This is a genomic window from Virgisporangium aurantiacum, assembly GCF_016863635.1.
GTDB classification, from domain to species: Bacteria; Actinomycetota; Actinomycetes; order Mycobacteriales; family Micromonosporaceae; genus Virgisporangium; species Virgisporangium aurantiacum.
Window position 1 is genome coordinate 211885 of sequence record NZ_BOPG01000009.1, and the last position, 25346, is coordinate 237230.

20 protein-coding genes are annotated in these 25346 nt (G+C 70.7%); 10 read left to right on the top strand and 10 right to left on the bottom strand.

Annotation, left to right across the window (positions count from 1 at the left end; translation table 11 throughout):
• Positions 1–2 precede the first annotated feature (2 nt).
• From Vau01_RS06830 to Vau01_RS06845, 4 genes are all read left to right on the top strand, one after another.
• Entirely contained in the window at positions 3–1814 is a 1812-nt protein-coding gene (locus tag Vau01_RS06830; protein WP_203988360.1) for an MFS transporter, read from the top strand.
• Positions 1815–1886: 72 nt separating this feature from the next.
• On the top strand, positions 1887–2363 hold the full coding sequence (locus tag Vau01_RS06835) for a hypothetical protein (RefSeq protein WP_203988363.1): 477 nt from the start codon (positions 1887–1889) through the stop codon (positions 2361–2363).
• Complete coding sequence (locus tag Vau01_RS06840; protein WP_203988365.1) at positions 2360–3493, top strand: M23 family metallopeptidase; 1134 nt, start codon at positions 2360–2362, stop codon at positions 3491–3493. Before Vau01_RS06835 ends, Vau01_RS06840 begins: the two co-directional genes overlap by 4 nt.
• Entirely contained in the window at positions 3493–4029 is a 537-nt protein-coding gene (locus tag Vau01_RS06845) for a hypothetical protein (RefSeq protein ID WP_203988367.1), read from the top strand. Before Vau01_RS06840 ends, Vau01_RS06845 begins: the two co-directional genes overlap by 1 nt.
• Here the strand turns inward: Vau01_RS06845 and Vau01_RS06850 are convergent, their stop codons facing one another.
• The gene (locus tag Vau01_RS06850) at positions 4030–4590 is read right to left on the bottom strand and encodes a hypothetical protein (RefSeq protein ID WP_203988369.1); all 561 of its coding nucleotides are present in this window, start codon (positions 4588–4590) and stop codon (positions 4030–4032) included.
• 343 nt (positions 4591–4933) lie between these two features.
• Here Vau01_RS06850 and Vau01_RS06855 point away from each other — a divergent pair, with 343 nt between their 5' ends.
• The 3 genes from Vau01_RS06855 to Vau01_RS63215 are packed head-to-tail and all read left to right on the top strand — an operon-like array spanning position 4934 to position 9183.
• Entirely contained in the window at positions 4934–6058 is a 1125-nt protein-coding gene (locus tag Vau01_RS06855) for a hypothetical protein (protein WP_203988370.1), read from the top strand.
• 32 nt (positions 6059–6090) lie between these two features.
• Positions 6091–6459, top strand: a complete 369-nt coding sequence (locus Vau01_RS06860) for a hypothetical protein (protein ID WP_203988371.1) — start codon at positions 6091–6093, stop codon at positions 6457–6459.
• 60 nt (positions 6460–6519) lie between these two features.
• Positions 6520–9183 carry a hypothetical protein gene (locus Vau01_RS63215; protein ID WP_239151366.1) on the top strand — a complete coding sequence of 888 codons (2664 nt, stop codon included), beginning with the start codon at positions 6520–6522 and terminating at the stop codon, positions 9181–9183.
• Positions 9184–9195: 12 nt separating this feature from the next.
• Here the strand turns inward: Vau01_RS63215 and folE are convergent, their stop codons facing one another.
• From folE to Vau01_RS64560, 4 genes are all read right to left on the bottom strand, one after another.
• Positions 9196–9813: a GTP cyclohydrolase I FolE gene (gene folE / locus Vau01_RS06875; protein ID WP_203988649.1), complete on the bottom strand. Its 618-nt coding sequence runs from the start codon at positions 9811–9813 to the stop codon at positions 9196–9198.
• Positions 9814–10010: 197 nt separating this feature from the next.
• Entirely contained in the window at positions 10011–12020 is a 2010-nt protein-coding gene (gene ftsH / locus Vau01_RS06880; protein ID WP_203988373.1) for an ATP-dependent zinc metalloprotease FtsH, read from the bottom strand.
• A gap of 212 nt (positions 12021–12232) precedes the next feature.
• Positions 12233–12802 carry a hypoxanthine phosphoribosyltransferase gene (hpt, locus tag Vau01_RS06885; protein ID WP_203988374.1) on the bottom strand — a complete coding sequence of 190 codons (570 nt, stop codon included), beginning with the start codon at positions 12800–12802 and terminating at the stop codon, positions 12233–12235.
• A gap of 122 nt (positions 12803–12924) precedes the next feature.
• Positions 12925–13056, bottom strand: coding sequence for a hypothetical protein (locus tag Vau01_RS64560; RefSeq protein ID WP_275423922.1), 132 nt, complete (start codon positions 13054–13056; stop codon positions 12925–12927).
• A 152-nt stretch (positions 13057–13208) separates the two neighbouring features.
• Here Vau01_RS64560 and Vau01_RS06890 point away from each other — a divergent pair, with 152 nt between their 5' ends.
• Positions 13209–14174, top strand: coding sequence for a GlxA family transcriptional regulator (locus tag Vau01_RS06890; RefSeq protein ID WP_203988375.1), 966 nt, complete (start codon positions 13209–13211; stop codon positions 14172–14174).
• Positions 14175–14178: 4 nt separating this feature from the next.
• Here the strand turns inward: Vau01_RS06890 and Vau01_RS06895 are convergent, their stop codons facing one another.
• The 4 genes from Vau01_RS06895 to dacB form a co-directional block, all read right to left on the bottom strand.
• Entirely contained in the window at positions 14179–15741 is a 1563-nt protein-coding gene (locus Vau01_RS06895) for a gamma-glutamyltransferase family protein (RefSeq protein ID WP_239151367.1), read from the bottom strand.
• A 74-nt stretch (positions 15742–15815) separates the two neighbouring features.
• Positions 15816–16796 (bottom strand): tRNA lysidine(34) synthetase TilS, encoded by a 981-nt coding sequence (gene tilS, locus Vau01_RS06900; protein WP_203988378.1) that lies wholly within the window; start codon positions 16794–16796, stop codon positions 15816–15818.
• 83 nt (positions 16797–16879) lie between these two features.
• Complete coding sequence (locus Vau01_RS06905) at positions 16880–17929, bottom strand: Rv3626c family coenzyme F420 biosynthesis-associated protein (protein WP_203988380.1); 1050 nt, start codon at positions 17927–17929, stop codon at positions 16880–16882.
• Between the two features lie 72 nt (positions 17930–18001).
• Entirely contained in the window at positions 18002–19399 is a 1398-nt protein-coding gene (gene dacB / locus Vau01_RS06910) for a D-alanyl-D-alanine carboxypeptidase/D-alanyl-D-alanine endopeptidase (protein WP_203988381.1), read from the bottom strand.
• Positions 19400–19486: 87 nt separating this feature from the next.
• Here dacB and Vau01_RS06915 point away from each other — a divergent pair, with 87 nt between their 5' ends.
• The gene (locus Vau01_RS06915) at positions 19487–20017 is read left to right on the top strand and encodes an inorganic diphosphatase (protein WP_203988382.1); all 531 of its coding nucleotides are present in this window, start codon (positions 19487–19489) and stop codon (positions 20015–20017) included.
• A gap of 67 nt (positions 20018–20084) precedes the next feature.
• Here Vau01_RS06915 and eccD read toward each other — a convergent pair whose 3' ends face one another.
• Entirely contained in the window at positions 20085–21422 is a 1338-nt protein-coding gene (eccD, locus tag Vau01_RS06920) for a type VII secretion integral membrane protein EccD (protein ID WP_203988383.1), read from the bottom strand.
• Between the two features lie 107 nt (positions 21423–21529).
• Here eccD and eccCa point away from each other — a divergent pair, with 107 nt between their 5' ends.
• Positions 21530–25318: a type VII secretion protein EccCa gene (eccCa, locus tag Vau01_RS06925; protein ID WP_203988384.1), complete on the top strand. Its 3789-nt coding sequence runs from the start codon at positions 21530–21532 to the stop codon at positions 25316–25318.
• Positions 25319–25346 lie beyond the last annotated feature (28 nt).

The window sequence follows — 25346 nt, forward strand, 5'->3', positions numbered from 1 at the left end:
CGATGTCCACCCTGTTTGGGGGCGTCTCCCCAGCAGCCGCCGCACCCGGCGACCCCCCTACAGCCCCAAATCCCTGCTCGACCGAGCAGTGGCGCAACCCCTCATTGTGGGACGGGTGTGTAAAGGGGCTTCCCGAGCTGGGCGCCGACAAGGTTGACTGCGTGAAGGCCCCGACTCCGTCTGCGCCGGACTCAGGTATGGCCGGCTGGTTCGCCACCATGCCCGCCGAGAACCTCCGTGCGAGTGGCCGCCCAGATATGTACACGAAGTACGGCTACGCGGGTTACGACTACACCACATACGACGCCACTACCGAGTGCGTTCCAGCGGTACTGCATCCCGACTTCAAATTCGAGAATACCGTTGCGAACGGAGAGTTTCTTCTCGCGTCATCGGTAATCGGAGCTTCCAACGCGCTGCGCGAGAAGGCCTGGGTGCCTGACTCCATGTGGGGTTGGGCAGATCCACTCGTGGAGACCGCAACACAGGCGGTCTACAAGAAGGTATTCACTGTTTTCGGCGGAGTCACGCTAGCCGTTGTCGGCCTCTACCTTCTCTGGCGCTCACGACAATCGGATATGAGCGCGACCATGACGACGGTGGGTTGGGCACTCCTGATCATGGTGGCCGTCACCGCATTGGCTCGCTGGCCCGTTCAATCCGCGAATCTCGCCGACGGGACCCTGACCGCGTCCCTCAATGCTGTACACACGGCTATCGGACCGCGAGATGAGTCCCTCCCGGAAGATCGGTGCCGGAATCTGGACCCCAAAGCCTGCGCAGACAACCGAGCACCCGCCCAGCGAGCGAGCGACACAGCGACACAGGGGCTTCTCTATCGAAACTGGCTACGAGGCCTGCTCGGATCCTCTGAGAGTGAAACGGCGCAACGGTACGGCCCGATCTTGTATGACGCCAAGTCATACTCTTGGGACGAACTCGAAAAGATGCGTGCCGATCAGAAGTTCCGCCAGGAAATCATCGACCGCAAGGCAAACAACTGGAACAGGGTTGCCCAGCAGATAAAAGCCGAAGACCCGGAAGCATATGAACACCTGAAGGGCGTCAGGGGGATGGACCGCATCGGCGCCGGCTTCATCGCCATTCTTGCGGCAATCTTCTTCGCGCTGTTCGACATCGCGGCCTCGTTACTCGTTCTTCTCGGATTCATGATCTTCCGATGGGCCGTAATCGCTGCACCCGTACTTGGCACGGTGGGCTTGCTTCGCCCAGCCAGTTCAGGGATTCGGCGCCTGGCCAACGTGGTCGTGGCGGCGACCTTCAATATTGTGATTTTCGGCGCCGGATCCGCCATCTACCTTTTGGCGGTCAACCTCATCATCACCACGCCAACTATTCCCGGCTGGCTCCAGGTTGTCCTCATTCTACTAACCGGAATCGTCGGCTGGATGCTACTCAGGCCCTACCGACGCATCACCCAGCTGGGTGGAAAGACCTCGTCCAATCCCATCGCGAGCCTGGGTGGTTGGCAACGGCTCTTCTTCAGGGAAGCCCGCAAGGCTGAAGCCGAAGAGGGCCACGACGCCGCAGCCGGTCGTGGTTCGAAAGCCTCGCCGATCGTCCTCCAGACGCAGGCCAGGCCCGAGGCGCGCGACGAAGACACTTCCATCTCGCAGCCCACCCCGCGCCCGGAGGACAGCCCGGCCAGGGACGACACACCATCCCCCGCGCCGGCACAGGTCCGCCGGTGGACCGAACCAGACGACGAAGGGGCACCCAGCTACGCCATCTACCGGCCGAGTTCGCGGGAGGCGCCCGTGTATCGGCCGGAGTCCGAGCCGGCTCGGCGATGACGGGAGGGTGGCGTGGCACGACGGATCCTTCGCCTCCTCGGCAGTCGTTACGGGTTGGCGGTCATCGGGGTCGTGCTGGTGGTGATCGTCGTCGGTGTGGCGCGGGTCATCAGTGGGCCGCAACCGTTCGAGGCTGCCGGGCCGCCACCGCCGCTGCAGGTGTCGGCTAGCTCGTCCGAAATACTCGGGGACGACAGCGTCGCCACGACCGAGGACTCGCCCTCCATCAGCGCGATTCCCGGCGTCCCCGCGCCCGAGAAGGTGGCTCTCGATTTCGCCAACGCCTGGGTGAAAAGTACCGGCATGACCAGCGCGCAGTGGGTCAAGAGCCTCGAGCCCTACTCGACCAAGCGCCTCCTCGAACAGTTCAAGGACGTCGACCCGACGTCGGTGCCGGCCGAATCTGTCCGGGGTCCGGCCACCGTGCGGCCGCGCGACAGTCAGCTCGCCGAGGTCGATGTCCCGGTGACACCCGGAACGCTGAAACTCCGTCTGCTGGTGAGCAATGGTCGTTGGTTGGTCGATGCCGTGTCGTGGGAGCGGTCATGAGCGGTGACGCCACGATTGAACCCCGCCGTGGACGCGTCGCGCTTGCCGTCGCCTTGACCGCCGGTCTCCTGCTGCTCTGTTGTGGCGGTGGCGTTTCGGTGTTCTTCCTCGGTGGTCTTTTCGACGAGGATACCGACGTCTACGGGTACAACTGCGGTGGCGGGGCGATGGTGGACCCGCGGGCCGCCAAGCTTCCCCGGGCCGGCCAACTGGGCGACGAACAGATGCGTAACGCCGCGATAATCGTCCAGGTCGGGCAGCAGATGAAGGTTCCGCCGCGGGGTTGGGTGATCGCCGTGGCGACGGCGATGCAGGAGTCCCGTCTCATCAATGTTGGCAACCTCGGCGCGCGCAACGACCACGACTCGCTCGGCCTCTTCCAGCAACGGCCGAGCCAGGGTTGGGGAACCGCCGAGCAGATCATGGATCCGCAGTATTCGTCGCGGAAATTCTACGAGAAGCTCCTGACGATCCAGGGCTGGGAGCGGCAGGCTCTGACCGTCGCCGCGCAACGCGTCCAGCGCAGTGCCTACCCGGACGCGTACGCGCAGCACGAGCCGACCGCGTCGTTGACTGTCAACGTCCTCACCAACGGTGGGGCCCGGGCGGCGGGCGGCGCCGTGGATCTCCGGTGCGTCAGCGCCGGCGAGATCTCGGCCTCGGGATGGACCGCTCCCGTGCGCGGCAAAATCGTGTCCGGCTTCCGCACCGCCGGCCGGCCGACCCACCACGGTGTCGACATCGCCGCCGACAAACGTACCCAGATCCACGCCGCGGCAGCCGGTACGGTCGTCAGAATGCGATGCGACGCCCGCCTGAACGGCGTCTCGATCAGCTGCGACCGCGACGGCTCGCCGCAGGTCAAGGGCTGCGGCTGGTTCGTCGACATCCTGCACGCGGGCGCCGTCGTCACCCGCTACTGCCACATGATCCAGCAGCCCGCTGTGCGTCTCGGCCAGTCCGTCGCCGCCGGCGAGGTGATCGGTCTCTCCGGCAGCAGCGGCAACTCGTCCGGCCCGCACGTGCACTTCGAGGTCCACCTCGATGGCGACCGGAGCAGCAACGGCGCCGTCAACCCGGAAAATTTCATGCGGGACGCGGGCGCACCGCTCGGGGAGGGAACGTCGTAGTGCGCGGCGCAATCGAACCGGAGCCGATCGTCGCCACCAGGGCCGCGCACTGGCCCGATGTCCGCGGACATCGGGTCGTCGTGGGCCGACCGGGGCTGGGGTGGCGGCGCGACCTCCGGGCCGATTCCACTGTTGTTCAGGACGGACGGACGCTGGTCCCGGTCCTCACCGAACACGACTGGTATCGCGCCGAAGCGGAGGACGTCGACGTCTTCGCGCCGCTCGTACCCATCTCCCGGGTATGGATCGAAGTACCCACGTCCGAGGTCCGCGTCGACCACGCCGGGCCGGAAACCCGATGGCCGGTTCCGGCCGACGAAAAGGCCTCGGTGACGGGCGGCCGCATCGTCTGCCTGGCCCCGGGTCCCACCCCCGGGTTCGACCGGGGCCTGCGCGCCGTAAGCGAACTGAGGCAATCCGCCGGCGGCCGAACCACCCTCCTGGTCATGCACGAACTCGACTGGTACCGATGGGCCTGGACCGGCCGAATGCCCAAAGCCCTGGAGATCTCCGCCGACAACGCCTGGGTCGAGTGATCACGGCTCCTGCTTGGCCGCCCCGCAGACCCGCCACCCATCTTCATCTCGAAGTTGGAACTGCCATTGCTGCGTCGATCTCGACGGCCTTCCGTCCTCCTCCGGAACGTCGACCCGCAGCGACACGGACACTTCCGCGTTGTCGCCAACGACAGAACTTGCGTAATTGGCAGTCGACACCTTGATGACGATGTTGTACCTGGTCTCGCGCTCCTCGATGTCCGCCAATAGAGCCTGCATGCTCTCTCGTGAACTGCTGTCGCGGCACTCGAAAACCTCGGCTCCATCAAGGTTTCTGTCTTCGAAGATCGTGTATATGTACTGTTCCACCACGATCGCGGGTGTGCTGCGGTCGATTCGGGTGGCGCGGTCGTACAGGATGTAGCCGACCGCGCTGCCTACCAGGCACAGCATGAGGGAAGACACGCCGAGGATTGCCCACCAGCGGCGGCGTCGGTTGCGGCGCCATTCGGCGTCTTCCTGCGCGGCGGCCTCGTCGTACGGCGACCAGTCTGGGCGGTCGCCGGGGGTGTCGCGCTCCCGCTGGGGATCGGGTTCCACGCATCCACCGTAACGACTCGTCACCGGCTGTCGACGGACGGGCGGCTCGCGACCAATGGGCGGCCTGCGGGCGCGCCGGCCGGGGCGCGCCCGCGCCTCCCTCACCCCACCGTGAGGCCTGGCGGGACCGCGGGTGTCCCGACCGGAGAATCTTGGAGGCGACGGCGGTGTGCTCGTCGCACATCCTGTGCGATCGACTTATCCACATGTATTTAGACCGATTTCAACTGAACTTATCCACAGGAACTGATTGCCCCTTGTCTGCCCACCGACCCGAACCGTTCCATGGAACTGCCCGACGCGGGCCGCCTCGACGGCCCGCTTCGACCTGGGGAGGACGACGATGGGCTTCTCGGTTGACGTCGCCGCTTTGGCTGGCCTACCACGCCAGCTGGACCGGTTGGGGGAGGACGCCGCCGCCGGTCGCGGCTACGTGGACAGGCACACGCAGCTTGGTCCTGGCGAAGGCATCATCAACCTGGTCATGGGGGGTCACCGCGAGGCGACAAAGCAGGTGAGCCAGTTCTTCCACACGTTGGACTCGGCTGCCAAGACGCAGTCCACGGGCATGGGCTCGGCACTGGTCTCCTACCGCAGCACCGATCTCGCTGCGGCCGCTGCCTTCGACGACAAGCTGCCCGTGATCGCGTGGCCGACAACCCAACCCGACATGGGCAGCCTCGGCTTCGCCGACCGTGGTGAGCCGCAGAACGCCATGACCGCCCCGCCTGACTACTCGGGTGAGTACCGGTTCGAGATGAAGTGGCACTCGTATCTGAGCCCTACCAGCCACGTCCGGAACGTCATCTGGGAGGCAACCGGGCTGGCCGCCAAGCTCGGCATCGGGAACCGGCCGATAGACATCTTCGTCGAGTGGCTGAAGCCCTGGTTGGGCGACTGGGCGGGCTTCCGGGCCTGCGCCGACGTCCACCGGAATCTGGCGGTCGCCGCCCTCACGATGAGTGCGAACGTGCGGAGCGGCAGCATCGACTCCCAGTTCGTGTGGACCGGCAATGCCGCCGACGCGAGCCGGCGCGACCTGGCAAACATCGGCGACGCGCTGAACCGCGCCAACACGAAGCTCGACGAACTGTCGGCCGAGTACATCAGCGTCGCGGAGAACACGTACAAGCTCGCCGAGGCGGTCGCCGGGATGGTGGTCGTCGCGGCGGACATCGCCACCATGGCGCTGCTCGAACTCACCCTCGCGACACGCGGTGGAATGGCTTTGGGGGCCGCCATGAACCTCACCATGGCCGTCGGGAAGATCTGGCAGCTCATCGAGGTCGGCATGAAGATCTTGGACTGCATCAAGATCGCCGAGTCGGGAGCCAAGGCGTTCACGGCGGGCATCGACGGCTTCAGCGTCATCGATCCGAACGGACCGCTGCCCAGCCTCGCATCAGCCGGAGCACCCGGTTACAGCCTGCCCACCGGGGGTGGTGGCCAGGCCCCCGCTTACACCTGAGTCTCACCCGTTCTCAACCAAGGAGTGCGCCGATGAGCGTCCCCAATGGGTTCTCCTCGCCCTTTTTCAGCCTCGACCAACACCTCCACGACGAGGTCTTGGCGCACCGCGCCAAGGTATTCACCGCGCTCAGCCAGCACTCCGACCCCGCGCTGCGCGAGATCGGCCGGCTGCTCGCGAGCGGCACGGTGTCGCCGCACCAGTTGCTCGACGATCCCCAGCATGCCGAGACGCTCCGCCGCAGCGCACAGAAGCTGACCGAGCTGGACCCGGAGGAGTTGCGCCAACAGCTGTTCGGGCCGAACGGAGTGCCGCATTTGGAGGAAGCCGGCCCTGCCTCGCGGTCCGACTACACCGACCCGGACAATGGAGCCGGAGGTGTGCCAGCCATCCGCCGGTGAGCCGATACGACCGGCGGGTTAGGTTACCGTTCCGGGCAAGGACTCGGCAGGGAGGGTGTCGTGGCACGGCTGCGCACGCGGGTCGAGCGGGCTGCTGTGCTGCACCGGCAGGCGGCTGCGGCGATCGCGGCGACGGCGAGCGCGGTCGACGGGTATTCGCCGTCCAGCGCACCGGCCGAGCAGTACGCCGAGCAGCACGAACTGGCGGCGCGTCTGCGTACGGCGGCGGCCGATCTGGTGCCCGGTTGGCTGGGTTCCGGCCTCGACGCGGTCTCGGCCGCCACCCCCGCCGGCGGCTCCGGCGTACCCGCCTTCCTCCGGCTCGGCATGGCACATCCGCTTGACGACGCGGCGTTCCCGGCGATCGCTCCGCTCTTCGGAACCGGCCACCTGGCCATCGACGCCGACGCGCGTGACCCCCGGGTCGCCGGCCTGTTGCGCAGCGTGCTGCTACGGCTGGTGGCGGCGGCGATTCCGGGAGCGCTCCACGTCAGGGTCATCGACGCCGCCGGCGAGGGTGACACGATCGCCGCGTTCGCCGGTCTGCCGAACCTGCCGGCACCGATCACCGACCACGGCGGCATGCAGTCGGTGTTGATCGAGGCCGACAACTGGATCCGGAGCACGCCACCCGCTGGCGCCGTGGCTCGCCCGGCCGACGCCGGCCAGGCGGCGCACCAGGCCGCCGTGCCAGCCGCTCCGCCGGCAGCCGCGCAACACGCAGCCACGCAACAGGCAGCCGCGCAACAGGCAGCCGCGCAACAGACAGCCGCGCAACAGGGGACCGCACAACAGGCGACGACAGGGCAGGCCACGACAGGGCAGGCCGCGGCGGAACAGGCAATCACAGAGCCAGGCCCGGCGCAGCAGGGCGCCGCGCAAGGAAAAGCGCAGGGCACTGCGCAGGGGAACGCCCAAGGCACCGCGCAAGGAAACGGCGGCGAGTCCAACAGCGACCCGACCGACACGGTCAAGGGGCCACCCCCCGACCGGTACTTCGTTCTCGTCATCGCCTCGCTGCCCGAACTGACCGACGGCAGCGACCTCGCCCGCATCGCCCACCTTGCCCGGGTGGGTGTCGCGCACCGGCTGCATCTGATCGTTGCCGGCTGGCCGCCGCCTCCGCTCACCGCGGAGACAACCCAGGCACCGCTGCCGCACAGCACGCAGGTGTCGCTGCGAAATCCCTACGTGTGGGTCGGCGATCCGCCCGGGGCGACCTACTCCGGCACCGGCGTCGGACCTGCCCGCCTCAACGCACCGGTGTACCTCGACCCGGAACCGCCGGCCGACGTGATCAGGCGGGTGTGCGCCCAACTGGCGGAGCAGGAGCCGGGCACCGTGGAACCGCCGATGTGGGCGCCGTCGCCACAGCGGTGGCGGGACTACGTCGGGGCTGCGCAGCGGCTGGACGCCGTCCGGCGGCAGGCGGCCAAGGTGGTGACGGAACAGACCGCGGCCGTCAAGCGGGTGCGGGCGGAACTGGCGACGGCGCGTCGGCAGATCGCCATCCAGCAGAACCGGATCGGCGACATGGTCAGCGACGGGCAGCCGGTGCCGTTGCGGCCCACGGCGGCCGATCTGAGTGCGGCGGATGCGGCCCTCGGCAGGCTGGCGCAGGTGGCGTTGCAGCGGGCCGCGGCCCACGCGGCCGTCATGTCGACGACCGGGAGCTTTCCGACGGTCACCGGCAGCATTCCGACCGGCCAGATGGTCAATCCCGGGACCAACACCGGCGGCTTTCCCGTGGTGACGCCTCGTCCGGGACCCGCACCGCAGCATCCGAACACGTCGGGCTGGCCCGGGCCGGCCGCGTACGGCCGGAACCCGGCCGGGCCGGGACAGGTGCAGGTGACCAGTCCGCCGCGGCCCGATGGTCCGGCTCCGTACCCGCAGCCGGCTGGTGACCGGTCACAACACCCCGGGCACCCACCGGTGTCAGGGCCGGGAGGGAGACCACCGGCGGGCGGATTTCCGCCGGTGTCGGGGCCGGGAGGCAGGCCACCCGCGGGCGGATACCCACCCGTGTCAGGACCGGGAGGCAGGCCACCCGCGGGCGGATATCCGCCGGTATCGGGCCCGGGAGGGAGACCACCCGCGGGCGGATACCCACCCGTATCCGGACCGGGAGGGAGGCCACCGGTCTCGGGACCGGGCGGGTACCCACCCGTATCGGGACCGGGCGGACATCCACCCGTTTCCGGGGTGCCGAACCCGCTGCACGTGAACACGGGCTCGTACCCGACCGTCAACACCGGGGCTTTCCCGGTGATCAGCGCTCCCCCCGGCACCGGCCTCGGGCCGCCGTCGGCGAATCCGCGGTTGCCGGAGGCGGCGATGACGTTGATCGGGGAGGCTCGGACGACGCTCCAGCGGGCCGACGCAGAACTGTCCGACATTGACGCGCGGATCAAGCGGTCGCCGGGGGCGCGCAACGGGATCATCTACTTCTCGTATGCGGTGCTGTTCGCGCTCGCGCAGGTGCCGTTGCTGTTCATGCTCGTCGTCGAGGACGGGATTGCGCCGGTTGCCGCGGTGCCGTGCGGGGTGATGCTGGTCTTCGTGTCGTTTGCGCTTGCCTGGCTGACGATCGGGTTCGCCTACCAGGAGCCCAGTGGACTACGGCCGCGGCGGACACCGGTGCTCGGCATGCTGATCAGCCTGATCGCGGGCACGCCGGCGTTCGTGAGCACGCTCTGGACCATCTTCGAGGTGTTCGGATAGCCGGAAAGTGGATCAGCCTCGGATGATGAGGCTCATCGCCTCTGCCCTCGACTTCGCGTCGTCGCGGAGCATTCCGCGGACGGCCGACGTCACCGTGCGGGAGCCGCCCTTCTGGACGCCGCGCATCGACATGCACATGTGCTCGCACTCGAGCACCACGATCGCCCCGCGCGGCTTCAGCCGGTCCATCAGCAGGTCGGCGATCTGCGCCGTCAGGCGCTCCTGCACCTGTGGGCGGCGTGCGAACACCTCGACCAGACGGGCCAGCTTCGACAGGCCGGTGATCCGGCCGTCGGGGCCGGGAACGTAGCCGATGTGCGCCACACCGTGGAAGGGCAGCAGGTGATGCTCGCACAGGCTGGTCACCTCGATGTCGCGCACCAGCACCAGTTCGTCGTGGTCGGCCTCGAACGTGGTGGTCAGCACGTCGCGCGGGTTGACCCGCAGGCCCGCCAGCAGTTCTGCGTAGGCCCGCGCCACCCGGGCGGGCGTCTCCCGCAGGCCGTCGCGGTCGGGGTCCTCGCCCACCGCGATCAGGATCTCGCGGACCGCCGCCTCGATGCGCGGCAGGTCGACGGCCTTCTCCACCGGGCCGCCGGCGTGCCGGCCGTTGATGATGCGGGCCGCCAGATAGTCGAGTTCTACCGGCGGAAGGCCATCGTCGGGATCCGGCTCGGTCGCGCTACAACGACCGGCAGAGGACGCGGAACGGCCGTCCGCGGAAGCGGAACGCCCGGCGGAGGACGCGGAATCGGAACGCCCGGCAGAGGATGTGGAACGGCCGTCCGCGCTGCCGGTGGCAGCGGGACGGCCGGGTGCGGAACTGGTCAGTGGTCGCCGTCCGAACCATCGGAGGGTTTGCTGCCCACGGAGACCGTGGAACCCTCGCCGGATGCCGGCGGAGCGGGCAGGGCAGCCGCTTCGGAGCCGTTCGAACCGATCGCCGGCCGGCGCCGACGCCCGTTGACGTTGTACGGCGCCATCGGCGGCCGCTTCTCGACGCGGGCACAGATGCGCGCCATGTCGGCCTGGCTGACCGTCTCGCGCTCCATCAACTCGCCCACGAGGCTGTCGAGCACGTCGCGGTACTCGACCAGGATCTCCCAGGCCTCGTCGTGGGCCAGTTCGATCAGCGCACGCACCTCGTTGTCGATCTCCGCGGCGATCTTCTCCGAGTAGTCGCGCTCGTGCCCCACGGTGCGGCCGAGGAACGGCTCGCCGTCGGTCTTGCCGTACTTCACCGCCCCGAGCTTCGCGCTCATGCCGTACTCGGTGACCATCGCGCGGGCCAGGCCGGTGGCCTTCTGGATGTCGTCGCCGGCGCCGGTGGTGGGCTCGTGGAACACCAGTTCCTCGGCCGCCCGCCCGCCCAGCGCGTACGCCAGGGTGTCGATCATCTCGGCGCGCGTCTGCGTGTACTTGTCTTCGGTCGGCAGCACCAGCGTGTGACCGAGCGACCGACCACGCGGCAGGATCGTCACCTTGTGCACCGGTGCCGAGTGCGGCAGCGCCCAGGCGACCAGGGCGTGCCCCGACTCGTGGTACGCGGTGATCTTCTTCTCGTGGTCGCTCATCGCGCGAGTCTTGCGCTCCGGACCGGCGATGACGCGGTCGATCGCCTCTTCCAGCGCGTCGTTGACGATGGCCCGCTTGTTCTCACGGGCGGTCAGCAGCGCCGACTCGTTGATCACGTTGGCCAGGTCGGCACCGGTGAAGCCGGGCGTGCGGCGGGCCACCGAGTCGAGGTCGACGTCGGGCGCGAACGGCTTGCCCTTCGCGTGCACCCGCAGGATCGCCTTGCGGCCCTCCATGTCGGGGCGGTCGACGGCGATCTGCCGGTCGAACCGGCCGGGACGCAGCAGCGCCGGGTCGAGGATGTCGGGCCGGTTGGTGGCCGCGATCAGGATGACCCCGCCCTTGGCGTCGAAGCCGTCCATCTCGACAAGGAGCTGGTTCAGCGTCTGCTCGCGCTCGTCGTGCCCGCCACCGAGACCGGCGCCACGATGACGGCCGACCGCGTCGATCTCGTCGACGAAGACGATCGCCGGTGCGTTCGTCTTGGCCTGCTCGAACAGGTCACGCACGCGGGACGCGCCGACACCGACGAACATCTCGACGAAGTCGGAACCGGAGATCGTGTAGAACGGCACCCCGGCCTCGCCGGCGACGGCCCGGGCGAGCAGCGTCTTACCCGTACCGGGTGGCCCGTACAGCAGCACGCCCTTGGGAATCTTCGCGCCGAGCGCCTGGTACTTGGCCGGTGCCTGCAGGAAGTCCTTGATCTCGTGCAGTTCCTCGACGGCCTCGTCGGCGCCAGCGACATCGCCGAACGTGGTCTTCGGCATGTCTTTGGAGATGAGCTTGGCCTTCGACTTACCGAAGTTGAGGACCCGCGACCCGCCGCCCTGCATCTGCGACATGAACAGCAGCAACAGGATCACCAGCACCGCGATGGGCAACAGGTTGACCAGCAGGCTGACGAAGATGCTGTCCTTGGTGACCTTGATGTCGTACTTGTCGATGACGCCGGCGGCCTTGAGCTCGTCGAGCTCGGCCTGCAACTCGTCCATCGACTGGGCCGGAATCGACGCCTGGATGCGATCGGTCTCGGTGCCCTTGACCGTGCGCTTCTCCTTGAGGACAAGGTTGAGGGTCTGTTCCTTGTCTTCGAGAAGCACCGTCTTCGCGTTACCGGAGCGCAGGTTGCTCAGTACGTCGGAGGTGTCCCACTTGGTGTAGGTGGGTCCGCCCGAAATCAGGTAACTCAGGGCGACAGCGCCAGCGATGACCAGGATGATCCACACCAGCGGTCGGCGGAACAAGCGAGTACGTTCCATATCGTCGTCGAGCGCCGCGCGCCCGGCCCCTCCCGATCGGTAAGCCAGCCATCCCGGCAGATCCGGGCCCGATGCCGCCCTCGGCAACCGGTTATTTGACGGTACACCGTCGTTTCAGGTGGCGTGGATCGCCGGTTGACCCCTCCGGTGGAAGTCTCAGCCGGTTCACAGCATAAATCGGGCGAATCAGGCCTCACCCATCAAAGAGGGATTCAGCGCTGGTAGACCGCCGGCTTCAGCACGGCGACGTCGGACAGTTCGCGGTAACGCTCCGCGTAGTCGAGCCCGTAACCCACCACGAACTCCGTCGGGATGTCGAAGCCGACGTACCGCACGTCGAGCGGTACCCGCACCGCGTCGGGCTTGCGCAGCAGCGTCACCACCTCGATCGACGCGGCACCGCGGCCCGCCAGGTACTTCAGGAGCCAGGAGAGCGTGAGGCCGGAGTCGACGATGTCCTCGACGACGATGACGCGCCGACCGGTGATGTCGCGGTCGAGGTCCTTGAGGATCCGCACCACGCCCGACGACGAGCTGCCCTGCCCGTACGACGACACCGCCATGAACTCCAGTTCGACCGGCGGCCCGTAGCGCCCCAGCGCCCGGGCGAAGTCGGCCATGAACATCAGCGCGCCCTTGAGCACGCCCACCAGCAGCAGCGAGTCCGCGTCGGCGTGATCGGCGGCCACCTGCTTGGCCAGCTCGTCGGTCTTCGCGCGGATCTGTTCCTCGGTGACGATGACGCGATCGATGTCGCCGGCGTACCAGGTCCCCTCGGCCATGGGGGCAAGCCTGCCCCATCAAGATGTATGAGCGGGCCGCGGGTGGCGCTTTTCACGGAACGGAACCAAACAGGCCCGGCCTGCGAAGAGGCCGGGCCTTCCACGTATACGGAATGTCATGGTCAGTGCCAGCGGTCCACCCGGAATCCATCGGCACTGGGTGACCAGTCGGCACCGTCGCGGGAGTCGACGGCCCAGCCGAGGGCGGACGCGAGGGCGAGGACGACGAAGACGGAGAGGAGGAGGAGTTCCATGGTGGCCAGTCCTTAGATAGGTGTTTTCTGGGGATCTGGCCGGTGCGCACCGGTCTGTTGTCAATAAGCATGCGCCTCGCAACAACCGAACGACAGTGGCAGTGATGCCACACATCTTCAACATCCTGCCAAGCGCGGGTATCCTGGGTCACATGCTCACCAGGGTCGCTGTTCTGGCACTTCCCGAGCTCGCGGTGTTCGAACTCGGTGTCCTCACCGAGATCTTCGGCTATGACCGCGACGACCTGCCGAAGTACGACTTCGCCCTCTGCAGTCCGGGCGCCGAGCCGGTGCGCACGCACGCCGGGTTCAGCATCCATCCGGAGCACGATCTCGACGTCATCGACCGGGCCGATCTGGTCGCGGTCGCCCCGTACGAGAACGGATTCGAGCCGCCCGAGGAGGCGCTCGACGCGCTACGGCGGGCCGCCGACCGCGGCGCCTGGGTGATGAGCGTCTGCACCGGCGCGTTCGCTCTCGGCGCAGCCGGCCTGCTCGACGACCGCCGCTGCACCACCCACTGGCGGCACACCGACGAGCTGAAGGCCCGCTACCCGAACGCCAAGGTCGACCCGAACGTCCTCTACGTCGCCGACGACAACATCATCACCAGCGCCGGCACCGCCGCGAGCATCGACGCGGGCCTCTACCTGGTGCGCGAGGTGCACGGCAGCGCGGTCGCCACCGCGCTCGCCCGCCGCATGGTCGTTCCGCCGCACCGCGACGGCGGCCAGGCCCAGTTCATCGAGACGCCGATGGCGCCCACCGTCGAGGCACCGACCCTGCAACCGCTGCTCGCGGAGGTGCTGGGCAGCCTCGACCAGCCGCACACCGTCGATACGCTCGCCGCCTGCGCGCACATGGCGCCGCGCACGTTCGCCCGCCGGTTCCGCGCCGAAACCGGCGCCACGCCGCACGACTGGCTCACCAACCAGCGCGTCCTGCTGGCCCGTCGCCTCCTCGAAGAGAGTGACCTCGGCATCGACGCGATCGCCGCCCGCGCGGGCTTCGGCAGCGCCGCCACGCTGCGCCACCACTTCACCCAGCGGATGTGCACCACGCCGCAGGCCTACCGGAGCACGTTCAGGGGCGCGGTCGGCGGCGTGAGAGGCGTGTGAGCGGTCAGTACCCCAGCGCGACGCCGTCGGCGCGCGGTTCGGTGCCGGCCACCAGGCCATCGGACGCGGTGCGCCAGATCGCCTGCCCGTAGCCGAACCCGGCCGGCTCCGGCACCACCGTCACCTCGTGCCCACGCGCCCGCAGGTCGTCCACCCCGTCGAACCCGGATTCCACCTGCACGGAACGGCCCGCGTGCCAGTACCACCGGGGCCGGTCGAGCGCCGCCTGCGGGTCGAGGCCGTCGTCCACAGTGGACAGGACGACCTGGAGGTGGCCCTGTGGTTGCATGTGGCCGCCCATCACCCCGAACGGGCCCACCGCGTCGCCCCCGCGGGTCAGGAACCCGGGAATGATCGTGTGGAACGGCCGCTTCGACGGCGCCGCCGCGTTGGGGTGGTCGGGGTCGAGCGCGAACCCGGCACCGCGATTCTGCAGCGTGAACCCGGTGCCCGGCGCCACCACGTACGACCCGAAGCCCATGTAGTTCGACTGGATCAGGCTGACCATCATGCCGCCGGCGTCGGCGGTGCACAGGTACACGGTTCCGCCGCGGGCCGGGTCACCCGGCTCGGGCGTGGCGGCCTTGTCGGTGATCAGGCCTCGGCGCCGCGCCAGGTAATCGGCATCGAGAAGGGCATCCGGGTGGACGCGCATCGCGGCCGGATCCGCCACGTAGGCGTGCGCGTCGGCGAACCCGAGCTTCATCGCCTCGATCTGCTCGTGGACGCCCACCGGCCGGTCGAACCCGGCCAGGATGCCGAGCGCCTGCAACGCCGCGATCCCCTGCCCGTTCGGCGGGATCTCCCACACCTCGTGGTCGCGGTACCGCACCGAGATCGGGTCGACCCAGGTCGACTCGTGCGCCGCCAGGTCGGCGGAGCTCAGCAGGCCGCCGGTGCCACCGGCGAAACCGACCAGCGCCGACGCGGTGTCGCCGCGGTAGAACGACTCCGCGCCGGTCTCGCCGATCAGCCGCAGCGTGCGGGCGGCGTCGGGGTTGCGGAACAGCTCGCCGGCCGCCGGCGCGCGGCCGCCCGGCGCGAACACCCGCAGCCACTCCGCGTGCTCCGGCCGGCCCTCCAGCGTTGACCGGACGGCGGCCAGCCCACGGCCCCAGTAGTGCGCCACCGACGGCGACACCGGGAACCCGTGCTCGGCGTAGTGGGCGGCGTCGGCCAGCAGCGCCGGGAACGGCAGCCGGCCGAACCGTGCGTGCAGGTCGCGCCAGCCGGCCGGCGCGCCCGGCACGGTGACCGGCAGCCAGCCCCGCGCCGGCATCGTCGAAACCGCGTCGGCCTGCGCCCCGCCCAGGGCGGCACTGGCCGGAACGCCGGCCGCGTGGGCGGTCTCGAACGTCAGCGCGGCCGGCGACCGGCCCGAGGCGTTGAGCCCGTACAGCGCCGATCCGTCCCAGACGAGCGCGAACAGGTCGCTGCCGATGTCGTTCGAACCGGGCTGGACGACGGCGAGGGCGGCTGCGGTCGCGATCGCCGCGTCGACGGCGTTGCCGCCCTGACGCAGCACGGCGAGCCCGGCGGACGCGGCGAGCGGCTGGCTGGTGGCCACCACACCGCGCGGTGCGTGGAGCGGCTTACGCCGGGTGTGAGGACCGAAATTCTGAGAGGCGGGCACGCGGCCATCTAACCCCGAACCGGCGCCACCAGCCCACCGCTGCGGCCGACCAGGACCCCACCGGGCAACCCCACCGGCCCCTGGCCGTGCCAGTCGGTCACCAGCGTGTCGAGGGCCGCGATGTGCCGCTGGGACAGGGCGCCCGCGCCCAGTTCGGCGGCGTAGAGCCGGAGCACGCGGGTGCGGAGCGCGGCCGGCTGCGTGAGGAGCACGTCGACGGCAAGGCCGGCGGGCACGCGGGCCACCGACACGGCCCGCTCGGCGAGTTCGTCGAGGGCGGCGGTGTCGTCGGCGACCAGCGCCGCCGTGCGGGCCAGGTTGGCGACGACGCCGGCACCGAGGACGTCGATCAGCACCGGCAGCGCCGACCTGACGCGGGCCCGCGCGAACGCCGGGTCGGCGTTGTGCGGGTCCTCCCAGGCCTTCAGGCCCATCTCGGCGCCCGCCGCGCGGACCTCGGCCCGGGTGAGCCCGAGCAGCGGCCGCAGGAACGTGATCCCGTCGACCTCCCGGATCGCCGGCATTCCGGCCAACCCGCGCGGGCCGCCGCCCCGGGCCAGCGCCAGGAGCACGGTCTCCGCCTGGTCTTCCTGCGTGTGCCCGAGGAGGACGGTGGCGCCGCCGCAGTCGTGGGCGGCCTTGCACAGCGCCTCGTACCGGGCCTCCCGGGCGGCCGCCTCCGGACCACCGGACCGGCCGGCGACCTCGACCGCGACGCTCAGCACCGGGGAGAACTCCTCCGAACGCGCCCACGATGCCAGCTCGGCGGCCCGCTCGGCGGACCCTTCCTGCAGCTGATGGTCGACGGTGACCAGGCCACAGGCCACCCCCAGCCGCGAGGCGACGAACCGGGCCGCGCCGGCCAGCGCCAACGAGTCGCCGCCGCCGGAGCAGGCGACGAGAACGCCGTGCCTACCGCGTCCGCTTGCTTCCAACGCCCGACGGACCGCCAGCCGAACCGCGGCGACCTCGCGCGAGGGGCCGGTCATGCCGGCTCCCCACTCCGTGGTGAGCCGCCCTGACCGGGAGGACTCCGCCCAATGATGCCCTCGCGCAAGCGCTCGGTCATGGCTTATGCGGCGAGCGACGGAACCACGCGGGCGACCCATCCGCCCGGGTCGCCGAGCTCGTTGAGACGCGGCAGGGTGAGCGGCGACTGCCAGATCTTGTTGAACCCGGCCATGCCGACCCGCTCGACCACACCGTGGACGAACTTGCGGCCCTCGGCGTACTGCCGCATCTTGACCTCGATGCCGATGAGCCGGCGGATGACCTTCTCGACCGGGTTGGCCTCTTCGCGGCGGAGGTTGAACTTCTGCCGGATGTCGGCGACGGTGGGGACCACCTCGGGGCCGACGCCGTCCATGACGAACTCGGCGTGCCCCTCCAGCAGCGTCATCAGCGCGGTGAGCCGGTCGAGCACGGCGCGCTGGGCGCTGCTCTGCACGATGTCGAGAACCGAGGCGCGGCTGTCGGGGTTGCGGGCGGCGTCGGCCAGCGTGGAGATGCCCCGGCGCAGGCGGAGCAGCATCTCGTCCTTCTCGAGCTGGGACGCGTCGACGAACGCCTGCACCTCGCCGAGGAAGTGGGCGCGCAGCCAGGGAACGGCGGTGAACTGGGTGCGGTGGGTGACCTCGTGCAGGCACACCCACAGCCGGAAGTCGTGCGGGTCGGCACCCAGCCGGCGCTCGGCCTCGACGATGTTCGGCGCGATCAGCAGCAGCTGGCCCGGGTCGGAGGAGAAGACCTCGTACTGGCCGAGCACCCGGCCGGAGAGGTAGGCGAGGACCGTGCCGGCCTGCACGCCGGTGAGCCGGGAGCCGACCGCGGTGCCGATCGCGCCGGGGTTCTTGCCGCCGGTGAGCCGCTCGGCGAGCGGGTTGATGACCTCCCGCAGGCCGGCGATGTTGGCGGCCGCCCAGTCTTTCCGGTCGACCACCCGGACCGGTGACTCCGGCCCCTTCAACTGCGTGTACTCGGCGACGTGCACCGACGCCTCGTCGGCCAGGCGGCGCAGGTCGGCGACGGCCTCGGCGGCCTCTTCCAGGCTCACCTTGGGGCCGGACTTGCCCAGCGCACCCGCGGTGGAAGCGGCGAGATCCCAATCGACAAACTGCACCATGCACACCACCGTACCCGCGGCGTGCCCACACCCCCGGTGATGATCACAAAGATCGGGGTGGAGTCCGGGTCTCTACTTACACCCGCAGGAGGCCAGCGCGGCGAGCACCCGGTCGAGCGCGTCCTGCGCGGCGAGGGTGCCCGCATCGCCGGCCACGACGCCGTCGGCCAGGATCGCCACCGCCAGCTCGCGGCCCTCGGCGGTGTACACGATGCCGGCCACCCCGCTGACCGACCGCAGCGTGCCGGTCTTGACCCGCACCATCCCCGCGGCGGGAGCGCCCGCGTTCGCCTTCTTGAACCGGTTGAACAGCGTGCCGTTGTACGCGGCGACCGGCAGCCCGGTGTGCACCGCGCGGAGGTCGGCCCGGTCGGGTTTCGCGGTGAGCGCAACCAGCTCGGCCAGGAGCGACGGGCTCACCTTGTCGCCGCGGGACAGGCCGCTGCCGTCGGCCAGGGCCAGCTCGGCCGGGGCGAACCCGAGCTCGGCGATCTGTGCCATCGAGGCCTGTGCGCCGCCCTCGAACGTGGCCGGCTTGCCCTTCTTGATAGCGACGTGCCGGGCCAGCGCCTCGGCGATCATGTTGTCGCTCTCGACCAGCATGAGCTCGACCTGGCGGCTCAGCGACATCGACTTCACCGCGCCGAGCTCCTTCGCGCCCTGCGGCGCCGTACCGAGGGCCACCGCGCTCGTGGGCACCCCGAGCAGTTTGGCGAACGCCTGCGCGGCGATGGCCGCGGGGTTTGCCACGCGCGGGGTCGAACCCCGGGGACCGACCTTCGGGTCGACCCGGGCGCCGTCGGTGGTGAGACCGACGATCGGGCCGACCACGCGCGCGGCCTGCGGAATGTCGGCGTCCCACGGGCCGACGGCCGAGCCCTGGAAGATCGAGATGTCGAACGTGATCTTCGTGGGCGGGGTGCCGCCCAGCGCCTTCTTCACCTGTTCGGCGAGGTCGGGCAGCGTGGCCGCCTCCGGGTAGGTGCCGGTTTCGCCGGCCGACAACGTCATGTCGCCGCCGCCGACCAGCACCACCTCGCCGGCGGCCGCGCCGGCCACCGCCTTCGTGACGAACTGGTGGTTCGGGCCGAGCGCGGCCAGCGCGGACACGGCCGTGACCAGCTTGATGGTGGACGCCGGAACCGTCGGCGTGTCGGAGCCCCGACCGAACAGAACCTGCCCGGTGGCCACGTCGATCACGTGCGCGGTGACGTTGGTGCCGAGCGCGGAGTCGCCGAACAACGGCTGCAGTTTCGCGGCGACCTGTGTGGCGTCGGGCACCGGCGCGGCCGCGGCGGCGGCGGGCAGGACCGCAAGATCCTTCGGGGCGGCGCCGGCCCGCCAGCCGGTGGCCGGACCGCCGTTGAGCAGGCCGGCCACGTCGTCGACCCGCCACGTGCCCACGCCGGACACGACCAGGCTCACGGCGAATACGACCGCCGCGACGATCGTGCCCCGCTGCAATGACATCGGCCTTCCCTCCACCCCGTCCACGCGCATCAGGGACACTAGCCCGCGGGTGCGACAAGCGGACGCCGGTACCGGCAGGGGGCACGGATGGACTTTTTCGACGTCACGGTGGAAATTCCGAAGGGACATCGGAACAAGTACGAGGTTGATCACGAGACCGGACGGATCCGGCTGGACCGGACCCTGTTCACGGCCACCCAGTACCCGGCCGACTACGGGTTCATCGAGGGCACGCTGGGCGAGGACGACGACCCGCTGGACGCGCTCGTCATGATCTCCGAGCCGACGTTCCCGGGCTGCCTCATCCGGTGCCGGGCCATCGGCATGTTCCGGATGACCGACGAGAAGGGCGGCGACGACAAGGTGCTCTGCGTGCCCGCGGAGGACCCCCGGCACCGGCACCTCACCGACATCCACCACATCGCCGAGTTCGACCGGCTGGAGATCCAGCACTTCTTCGAGGTCTACAAGGATCTTGAGCCGGGCAAGAGCGTCGAGGGCGCCACGTGGGTGGGGCGGGTCGAGGCCGAGGCGGAGATCGTCGCCTCCCGGCAGCGCTACACGGAGGCGATCGCCGCCGGCACGTACCACGAGCCCGGCGTCCGCACCCACCCCTGACGCCGTTTGTCTGGAATAGGCGATCGATCCCAAAGGCGAAATCTGGCGCCACGCGGATCGAGCGGCGTCAGCCGGACAGGCCGCGCATGGCCGCGTAGAGGTTCAGCACCGCCGCGGCCAGCGGGACGACCGATACCAGGCAGAGTGTGTCGAGGATGTCGGCGGCCCGGCCCAGGTACGGCGACGGGGATCGGCGGCGGTAGCGGGCGCCGGCCAGGGCCAACCCCACCACCACCAGGGCCAGCATCGGGGCGGCGAGCCGGCCCAAGGTCCAAGTGCCGGAGGCGAACGGCAGGAACAGGAGCGCGGCACCGCCGGCCAGCAGGGGCACGCGTTGGCGGACCGTAACGAGCAGCCGCGCCCGCAGCAGCAGCGTCAGGCCGGCCACGAGGGTGAGCAGCGGGCCGGCCAGCCCGGCGGGTTGCAACGCCCAGCCGGCCGCCACGGCCGTTACGGCCAGGCCGGCGAGCAGGCCGGTGAGCATGGCGTCGGCCCTGGCCACCGCGGCGAGCACGCGGTCGCGATCGGGTTGCTGGGCCGGGGTGGTGGTGCCGGTGGCGCCGGGTGGGGGCGTCACCACGGGCATCGGGAGGCGGCCGAGGCGCACGGCCAGCGACGGGGCGGCCGTGACCCCGCCCACCACCACGACGGATATCAGTGCGGCGGCCCGCGCTGTGCCCGTCGCAAATGACGCACTTGCACCGACCACGCCGAGCAGACCCGCGGCCGTGCCGGCGATGAAGATCCATTGCCCGGCGCCGGCGCCGAGAGCGCCGGCCACCGACCAGAGCGTGAGCGCCGTCGCGGCGACAAGCATATGTGACGCGGTGTCAGCACCCGATTCCAGCAGGTGCCAGCCACCCAGGGCGGCGGCCGGCAGCGAGTAGGCGGCGAGCGCCGCGCCGACCAGCGGCTCGGCGTACGCGCGGGTGGCCAGGATCCCGGCCGCCAGCAGCACCGCGGCCAGGCTCAGGGCGGCCCAGCGGTCGTGCGCGAAGCCAGCGCCGAGCGGGCCGATCAGCCCGATGACGAGGATCAGCCCGGCCGCCGCCACCGCCGCGACCCGGGTGGCTCCGCCGCTCCAGCGGGCGCCCAGGCCGCGCGCGCCGATCGCGACCGCGTCGACCACGTCGTCGTACTCGGGCTCCGGCCAGTCGGTGCGGGCCGGCACCAGGTGCAGCACCTCGCCGTCGGCGATGCCGGCACTCGCCATCGAGTCGGTGGCCGCGAGTTTCGGCCCGCCGAAGCGGTGCAGCACCCAGCCGCCGTGCTGCTGGCCCCGGTCGGCCAGGCCGTCGCCGGCGCGCTGCACCAGGTCGGGGAGGAGTTCGGCGACGGGGACCTCGTCGGGCAGCACGACATCGACCCGCCGCTGCGCGGAAGCCACGGTTATCCGGGTGAGCACGCGAAGAGGTTTACCACGGATCCGGGTACCCCACGTGTCCCAGCCGTCGCTTACAGTCTCCTCATCATCGACTGACCGAGATCACTCGGTTACCTGGGGAGGTGTCGATGGGTGTCGTCGTCGTGCGCCGAGGAGCCCGTCGGCCGGCGCCGCGGCTGCCGGCCGGCGACCTCGTGGTGCCGCCGCCACCGGCGATTCCGGAGCCGGTCGGGTCGCGCTGGCAGGGTGCGCTGCAGGTGCTGCCGATGCTGCTCGGCACGGTGGCCACCGCGCTGCTGTTCGCCGGCCGCAGCGGCGACCGGTACTCGCTGGTCATCGGCGCGTTCTTCGGCCTGTCGACGCTCGGCATGCTGGCCACCAGTTGGGGCGGCGGCGGGCAGCCGCGGCGGGCGGAGCTCATGGCGATGCGGCGCGACTACCTGCGTCAGCTCGCCGTGCTGCGGCGTCAGGTCCGGTCGACGATCACCGCCCAGCGCACCGCGATGACGTACCGCCACCCGCCGCCCGAGCAGCTCTGGTGCGCGGCCGACAGTTTCCGCCTCTGGGAACGCCGGCCGGGCGACTCCGACTTCGCGGTCGTGCGGGTCGGGTCCGGGCCGCAGACGCTCGCCACCCCGCTGCTCGCGCCGGTCACCGCCGACCTCGACGAGCTGGAACCGGTGACCGCCGGTACCCTGCGCCGGTTCCTCGACGCCTACTCGGTGGTGCCCGACCTGCCGGTGGCGGTGTCGCTGCGCGGCTTCGCCCGCGTGTTCGTGCGCGGCGACGGCGCGCGCGGGCTGGTGCGGGCGGCGCTGGCCCAGTTGGTCACGTTCCACGCGCCGGTCGACCTGCTGGTCGCCGTGTGCCCGGCGCCCGACCGGCGCGCGGAGTGGGAAGAGGTCAAGTGGCTGCCGCACGCGCAGCATCCGACCCGGGTCGACGGTGCCGGTCCGGTGCGGCTGGTCGCCACCGGCGTCGCCGACCTGGAGCAGCGGCTGGCCGACGTCATCGGTTCCCGGCCGGGCCACGGCGGCGTGATCGACGGGCCGCACGTCGTGGTGGTGCTCGACGGCGGCGACCCGACGGGCGCCAAACTCCTCGCGGCCGACCGCGCGATCGCCGGCGTCACCGTGCTCGACCTCGACACCCCGCTGCCCAGGCTGCTCGACCGGTACTCGATCGGGCTCGACACCGACGCCGGACGGCTGGTCACCACGACGGTGGGCGACACCGGTGACGTCGGCGTGCCGGACACGCTCAGCCGGGTGGAGGCGCAGGCGTTGATGCGGCGGCTGGCGCCGCGGCGGCTGCCGGTCACCGGTCGCGGCGAGGCGCCCGAGCGGCGCACCACCGGGCTCACCGAACTGCTCGGCATCGCCGACGCGGCGGTGTTCGACGGGCCGCGTACCCAGCGGGCGGCGCGCGAGCGGCTCCGGGTGCCGATCGGCGTCGGCACCGACGGCCAGCCCGTCGACCTCGACCTGAAGGAGTCCGCGCTCGACGGCATGGGCCCGCACGGGCTGGTCATCGGCGCGACCGGCTCGGGCAAGTCGGAACTGCTGCGCACGCTGGTGCTCGGGCTGGCCGCCACCCACCCGCCGGCCAATCTCAACTTCGTGCTGATCGACTACAAGGGCGGGGCCACGTTCGTCTCGCTCGACCGGCTGCCGCACGTCGCCGCCGTGATCACCAACCTGGCCGACGAGCTGACGCTGGTCGACCGCATGTCCGACGCCATCAACGGCGAGGTGCTGCGCCGGCAGGAACTGCTGCGGCGGGCCGGCAACTTCGCGTCGATCCACGACTACGAGCGCGGCGGCATGCCGCTGGGGCCGCTTCCGACGCTGCTCATCGTGTGCGACGAGTTCTCCGAACTGCTCACCGCCAAGCCCGACTTCATCGACCTGTTCGTGCAGATCGGGCGGGTCGGCCGGTCGCTCGGCATGCACCTGCTGCTGGCGTCGCAGCGGCTGGAGGAGGGTCGGCTGCGCGGGCTCGACACGCACCTCTCCTACCGCATCGGGCTGCGCACGTTCTCGGCGCTGGAGTCGCGGGCGGTGCTCGGCGTGCCCGACGCGTACGAGCTGCCCCGTACGCCCGGCCACGCGTACCTGAAGTGCGTCACCGAGCCGCTGGTGCGGTTCCGGGCCGCGTACGCGTCCGGGCCGTACGTTCCGCCGGCCGTGGCCGCCGGGTCTCCGCGCCGCCCCGTTCTGGAATACACGACGCACGATGTCGCGCTGCCGCCGGCGGGCGCGGCGCCGCCCGTGCCGTCGAGTGATGCCAGCCTGCTCGACGTCCTGGTCGCGCGGCTGGCGCCGCTCGGCCCGCCGGCGCACCGCGTCTGGCTGCCGCCGCTCGACGCCCCGCCCGGGCTCGACGACCTGCTCGGCCCGCTCCGGGTCGACCCGGCCCGCGGGCTGACGACCGTCAACCCCGACCTGCACGGCGCGCTGCAGGTGCCGGTCGCGCACGTCGACAAGCCGCTCGAACAGCGTCGCGACACGTTGTGGTTGCCGCTGGAGAGCAGCGGCGGCCACGTCGCCGTGGTCGGTTCGGCCCGGACGGGCAAGTCGACGCTGCTGCGCACGATCGTCACCGGCCTGGCCCTGACCCACACGCCGGCCGAGGCCCGGGTCTACTGCCTCGACTTCGGCGGCGGCACGCTCGCTTCCGTCGCGGGGTTGCCGCACGTCGGCGGCGTGGCCGGCCGGCAGGAGATCACCGCCGTGCGCCGCACCGTCGCCGAACTGGTGACGCTGCTCGCCGAGCGCGAGCGGGAGCCGCTCGACACCGCGCACCGGGCCCACGTGTTCCTGGTGGTCGACGGCTGGGCCACGGTGCGCGCCGACTACGACGAGCTCGAACTGACCATCACCGACCTCGCCACCCGCGGGCTGGCGTACGGGATACACGTCGTCGTCGGCGCGCTGCGCTGGAACGACTTCCGGCCGAGCCTCCGCGATCTCTTCGGCACCCGGCTGGAGCTGCGGCTGGGCGAGCCGGGCGACTCCGACGTCGACCGGCGCACGGCCGCCGCGGTGCCGCTCGCACCGGGTCGGGGCATCACCACCGACCGCTACCACTTCCTGGCCGCGAAGCCGGCGGCCGACCTGACGACCGCGATAGCCGCGGCCTGGACCGGGCCGCCCGCGCCCCGGGTCCGGCTGCTGCCCGAACTCGTGCCGTACGACGAGATCGCCGCGATCACCGGCGACCCGCTGATGCTGCCGGTCGGCATCGCCGAAGACGACCTGCGCCCGGTGTGCGTCGACTTCGCCGCCGAGCCGCACCTCCTGCTCTTCGGCGACAGCGGCTGCGGCAAGACCTCGTTCCTGCGGGCGTTGGCGGCCACGGTCGTCGCGCGGTTCAAGCCCGAACAGGCCCGCGTCATCCTGGTCGACTACCGGCGGGGGCTGCTCGGCGCGATCACCGGCGACCACCTGATCGGCACCGGCACCGGCGCCCGGCAGGCCACCGAGCTGATGGAGACGGCCGCCTCGTACATGCAGCGCCGGCTGCCCGGTCCCGACATCACCCCCGACCAGCTGCGCGGCCGGTCGTGGTGGTCGGGGCCGGAGCTGTTCGTGCTCGTCGACGACTACGACCTGGTGAGCACCGGGCCCACCAACCCGCTGCTGCCGCTGCTCGACTTCCTGCCGCAGGCCCGCGACATCGGCCTGCACGTGATCCTCACCCGGCGCAGCGGCGGCGCGTCGCGGGCCATGTACGAGCAGGTGATCCAGCGCATCCGGGAACTCTCCGGCCCGGCCGTGGTGATGTCCGGCGACCGCGACGAGGGCGTTCTGGTCGGCAACGTGCGGCCCGGTCCGTTGCCGCCTGGCCGTGGCCGGCTGATCACCCGGCGAGACGGCGTGCGCCTGGTACAGCTCGCCTATCTGCCACCGCCGTAGCGGGCCGTTCGGACGGCTTTATGTGACC

What these genes read in the sequence shown, in the direction of transcription:
- Vau01_RS06830 (WP_203988360.1), top strand. Translation starts at nt 3, where the DNA reads ATGTCCACCCTGTTTGGGGGCGTCTCCCCAGCAGCCGCCGCACCCGGC.
- Vau01_RS06840 (WP_203988365.1), top strand. Translation starts at nt 2,360, where the DNA reads ATGAGCGGTGACGCCACGATTGAACCCCGCCGTGGACGCGTCGCGCTT.
- Vau01_RS06855 (WP_203988370.1), top strand. Translation starts at nt 4,934, where the DNA reads ATGGGCTTCTCGGTTGACGTCGCCGCTTTGGCTGGCCTACCACGCCAG.
- Vau01_RS06860 (WP_203988371.1), top strand. Translation starts at nt 6,091, where the DNA reads ATGAGCGTCCCCAATGGGTTCTCCTCGCCCTTTTTCAGCCTCGACCAA.
- ftsH (WP_203988373.1), bottom strand. Translation starts at nt 12,020, where the DNA reads ATGGAACGTACTCGCTTGTTCCGCCGACCGCTGGTGTGGATCATCCTG.
- hpt (WP_203988374.1), bottom strand. Translation starts at nt 12,802, where the DNA reads ATGGCCGAGGGGACCTGGTACGCCGGCGACATCGATCGCGTCATCGTC.
- Vau01_RS64560 (WP_275423922.1), bottom strand. Translation starts at nt 13,056, where the DNA reads ATGGAACTCCTCCTCCTCTCCGTCTTCGTCGTCCTCGCCCTCGCGTCC.
- Vau01_RS06890 (WP_203988375.1), top strand. Translation starts at nt 13,209, where the DNA reads ATGCTCACCAGGGTCGCTGTTCTGGCACTTCCCGAGCTCGCGGTGTTC.
- tilS (WP_203988378.1), bottom strand. Translation starts at nt 16,796, where the DNA reads ATGACCGGCCCCTCGCGCGAGGTCGCCGCGGTTCGGCTGGCGGTCCGT.
- Vau01_RS06905 (WP_203988380.1), bottom strand. Translation starts at nt 17,929, where the DNA reads ATGGTGCAGTTTGTCGATTGGGATCTCGCCGCTTCCACCGCGGGTGCG.
- dacB (WP_203988381.1), bottom strand. Translation starts at nt 19,399, where the DNA reads ATGTCATTGCAGCGGGGCACGATCGTCGCGGCGGTCGTATTCGCCGTG.
- Vau01_RS06915 (WP_203988382.1), top strand. Translation starts at nt 19,487, where the DNA reads ATGGACTTTTTCGACGTCACGGTGGAAATTCCGAAGGGACATCGGAAC.
- eccCa (WP_203988384.1), top strand. Translation starts at nt 21,530, where the DNA reads ATGGGTGTCGTCGTCGTGCGCCGAGGAGCCCGTCGGCCGGCGCCGCGG.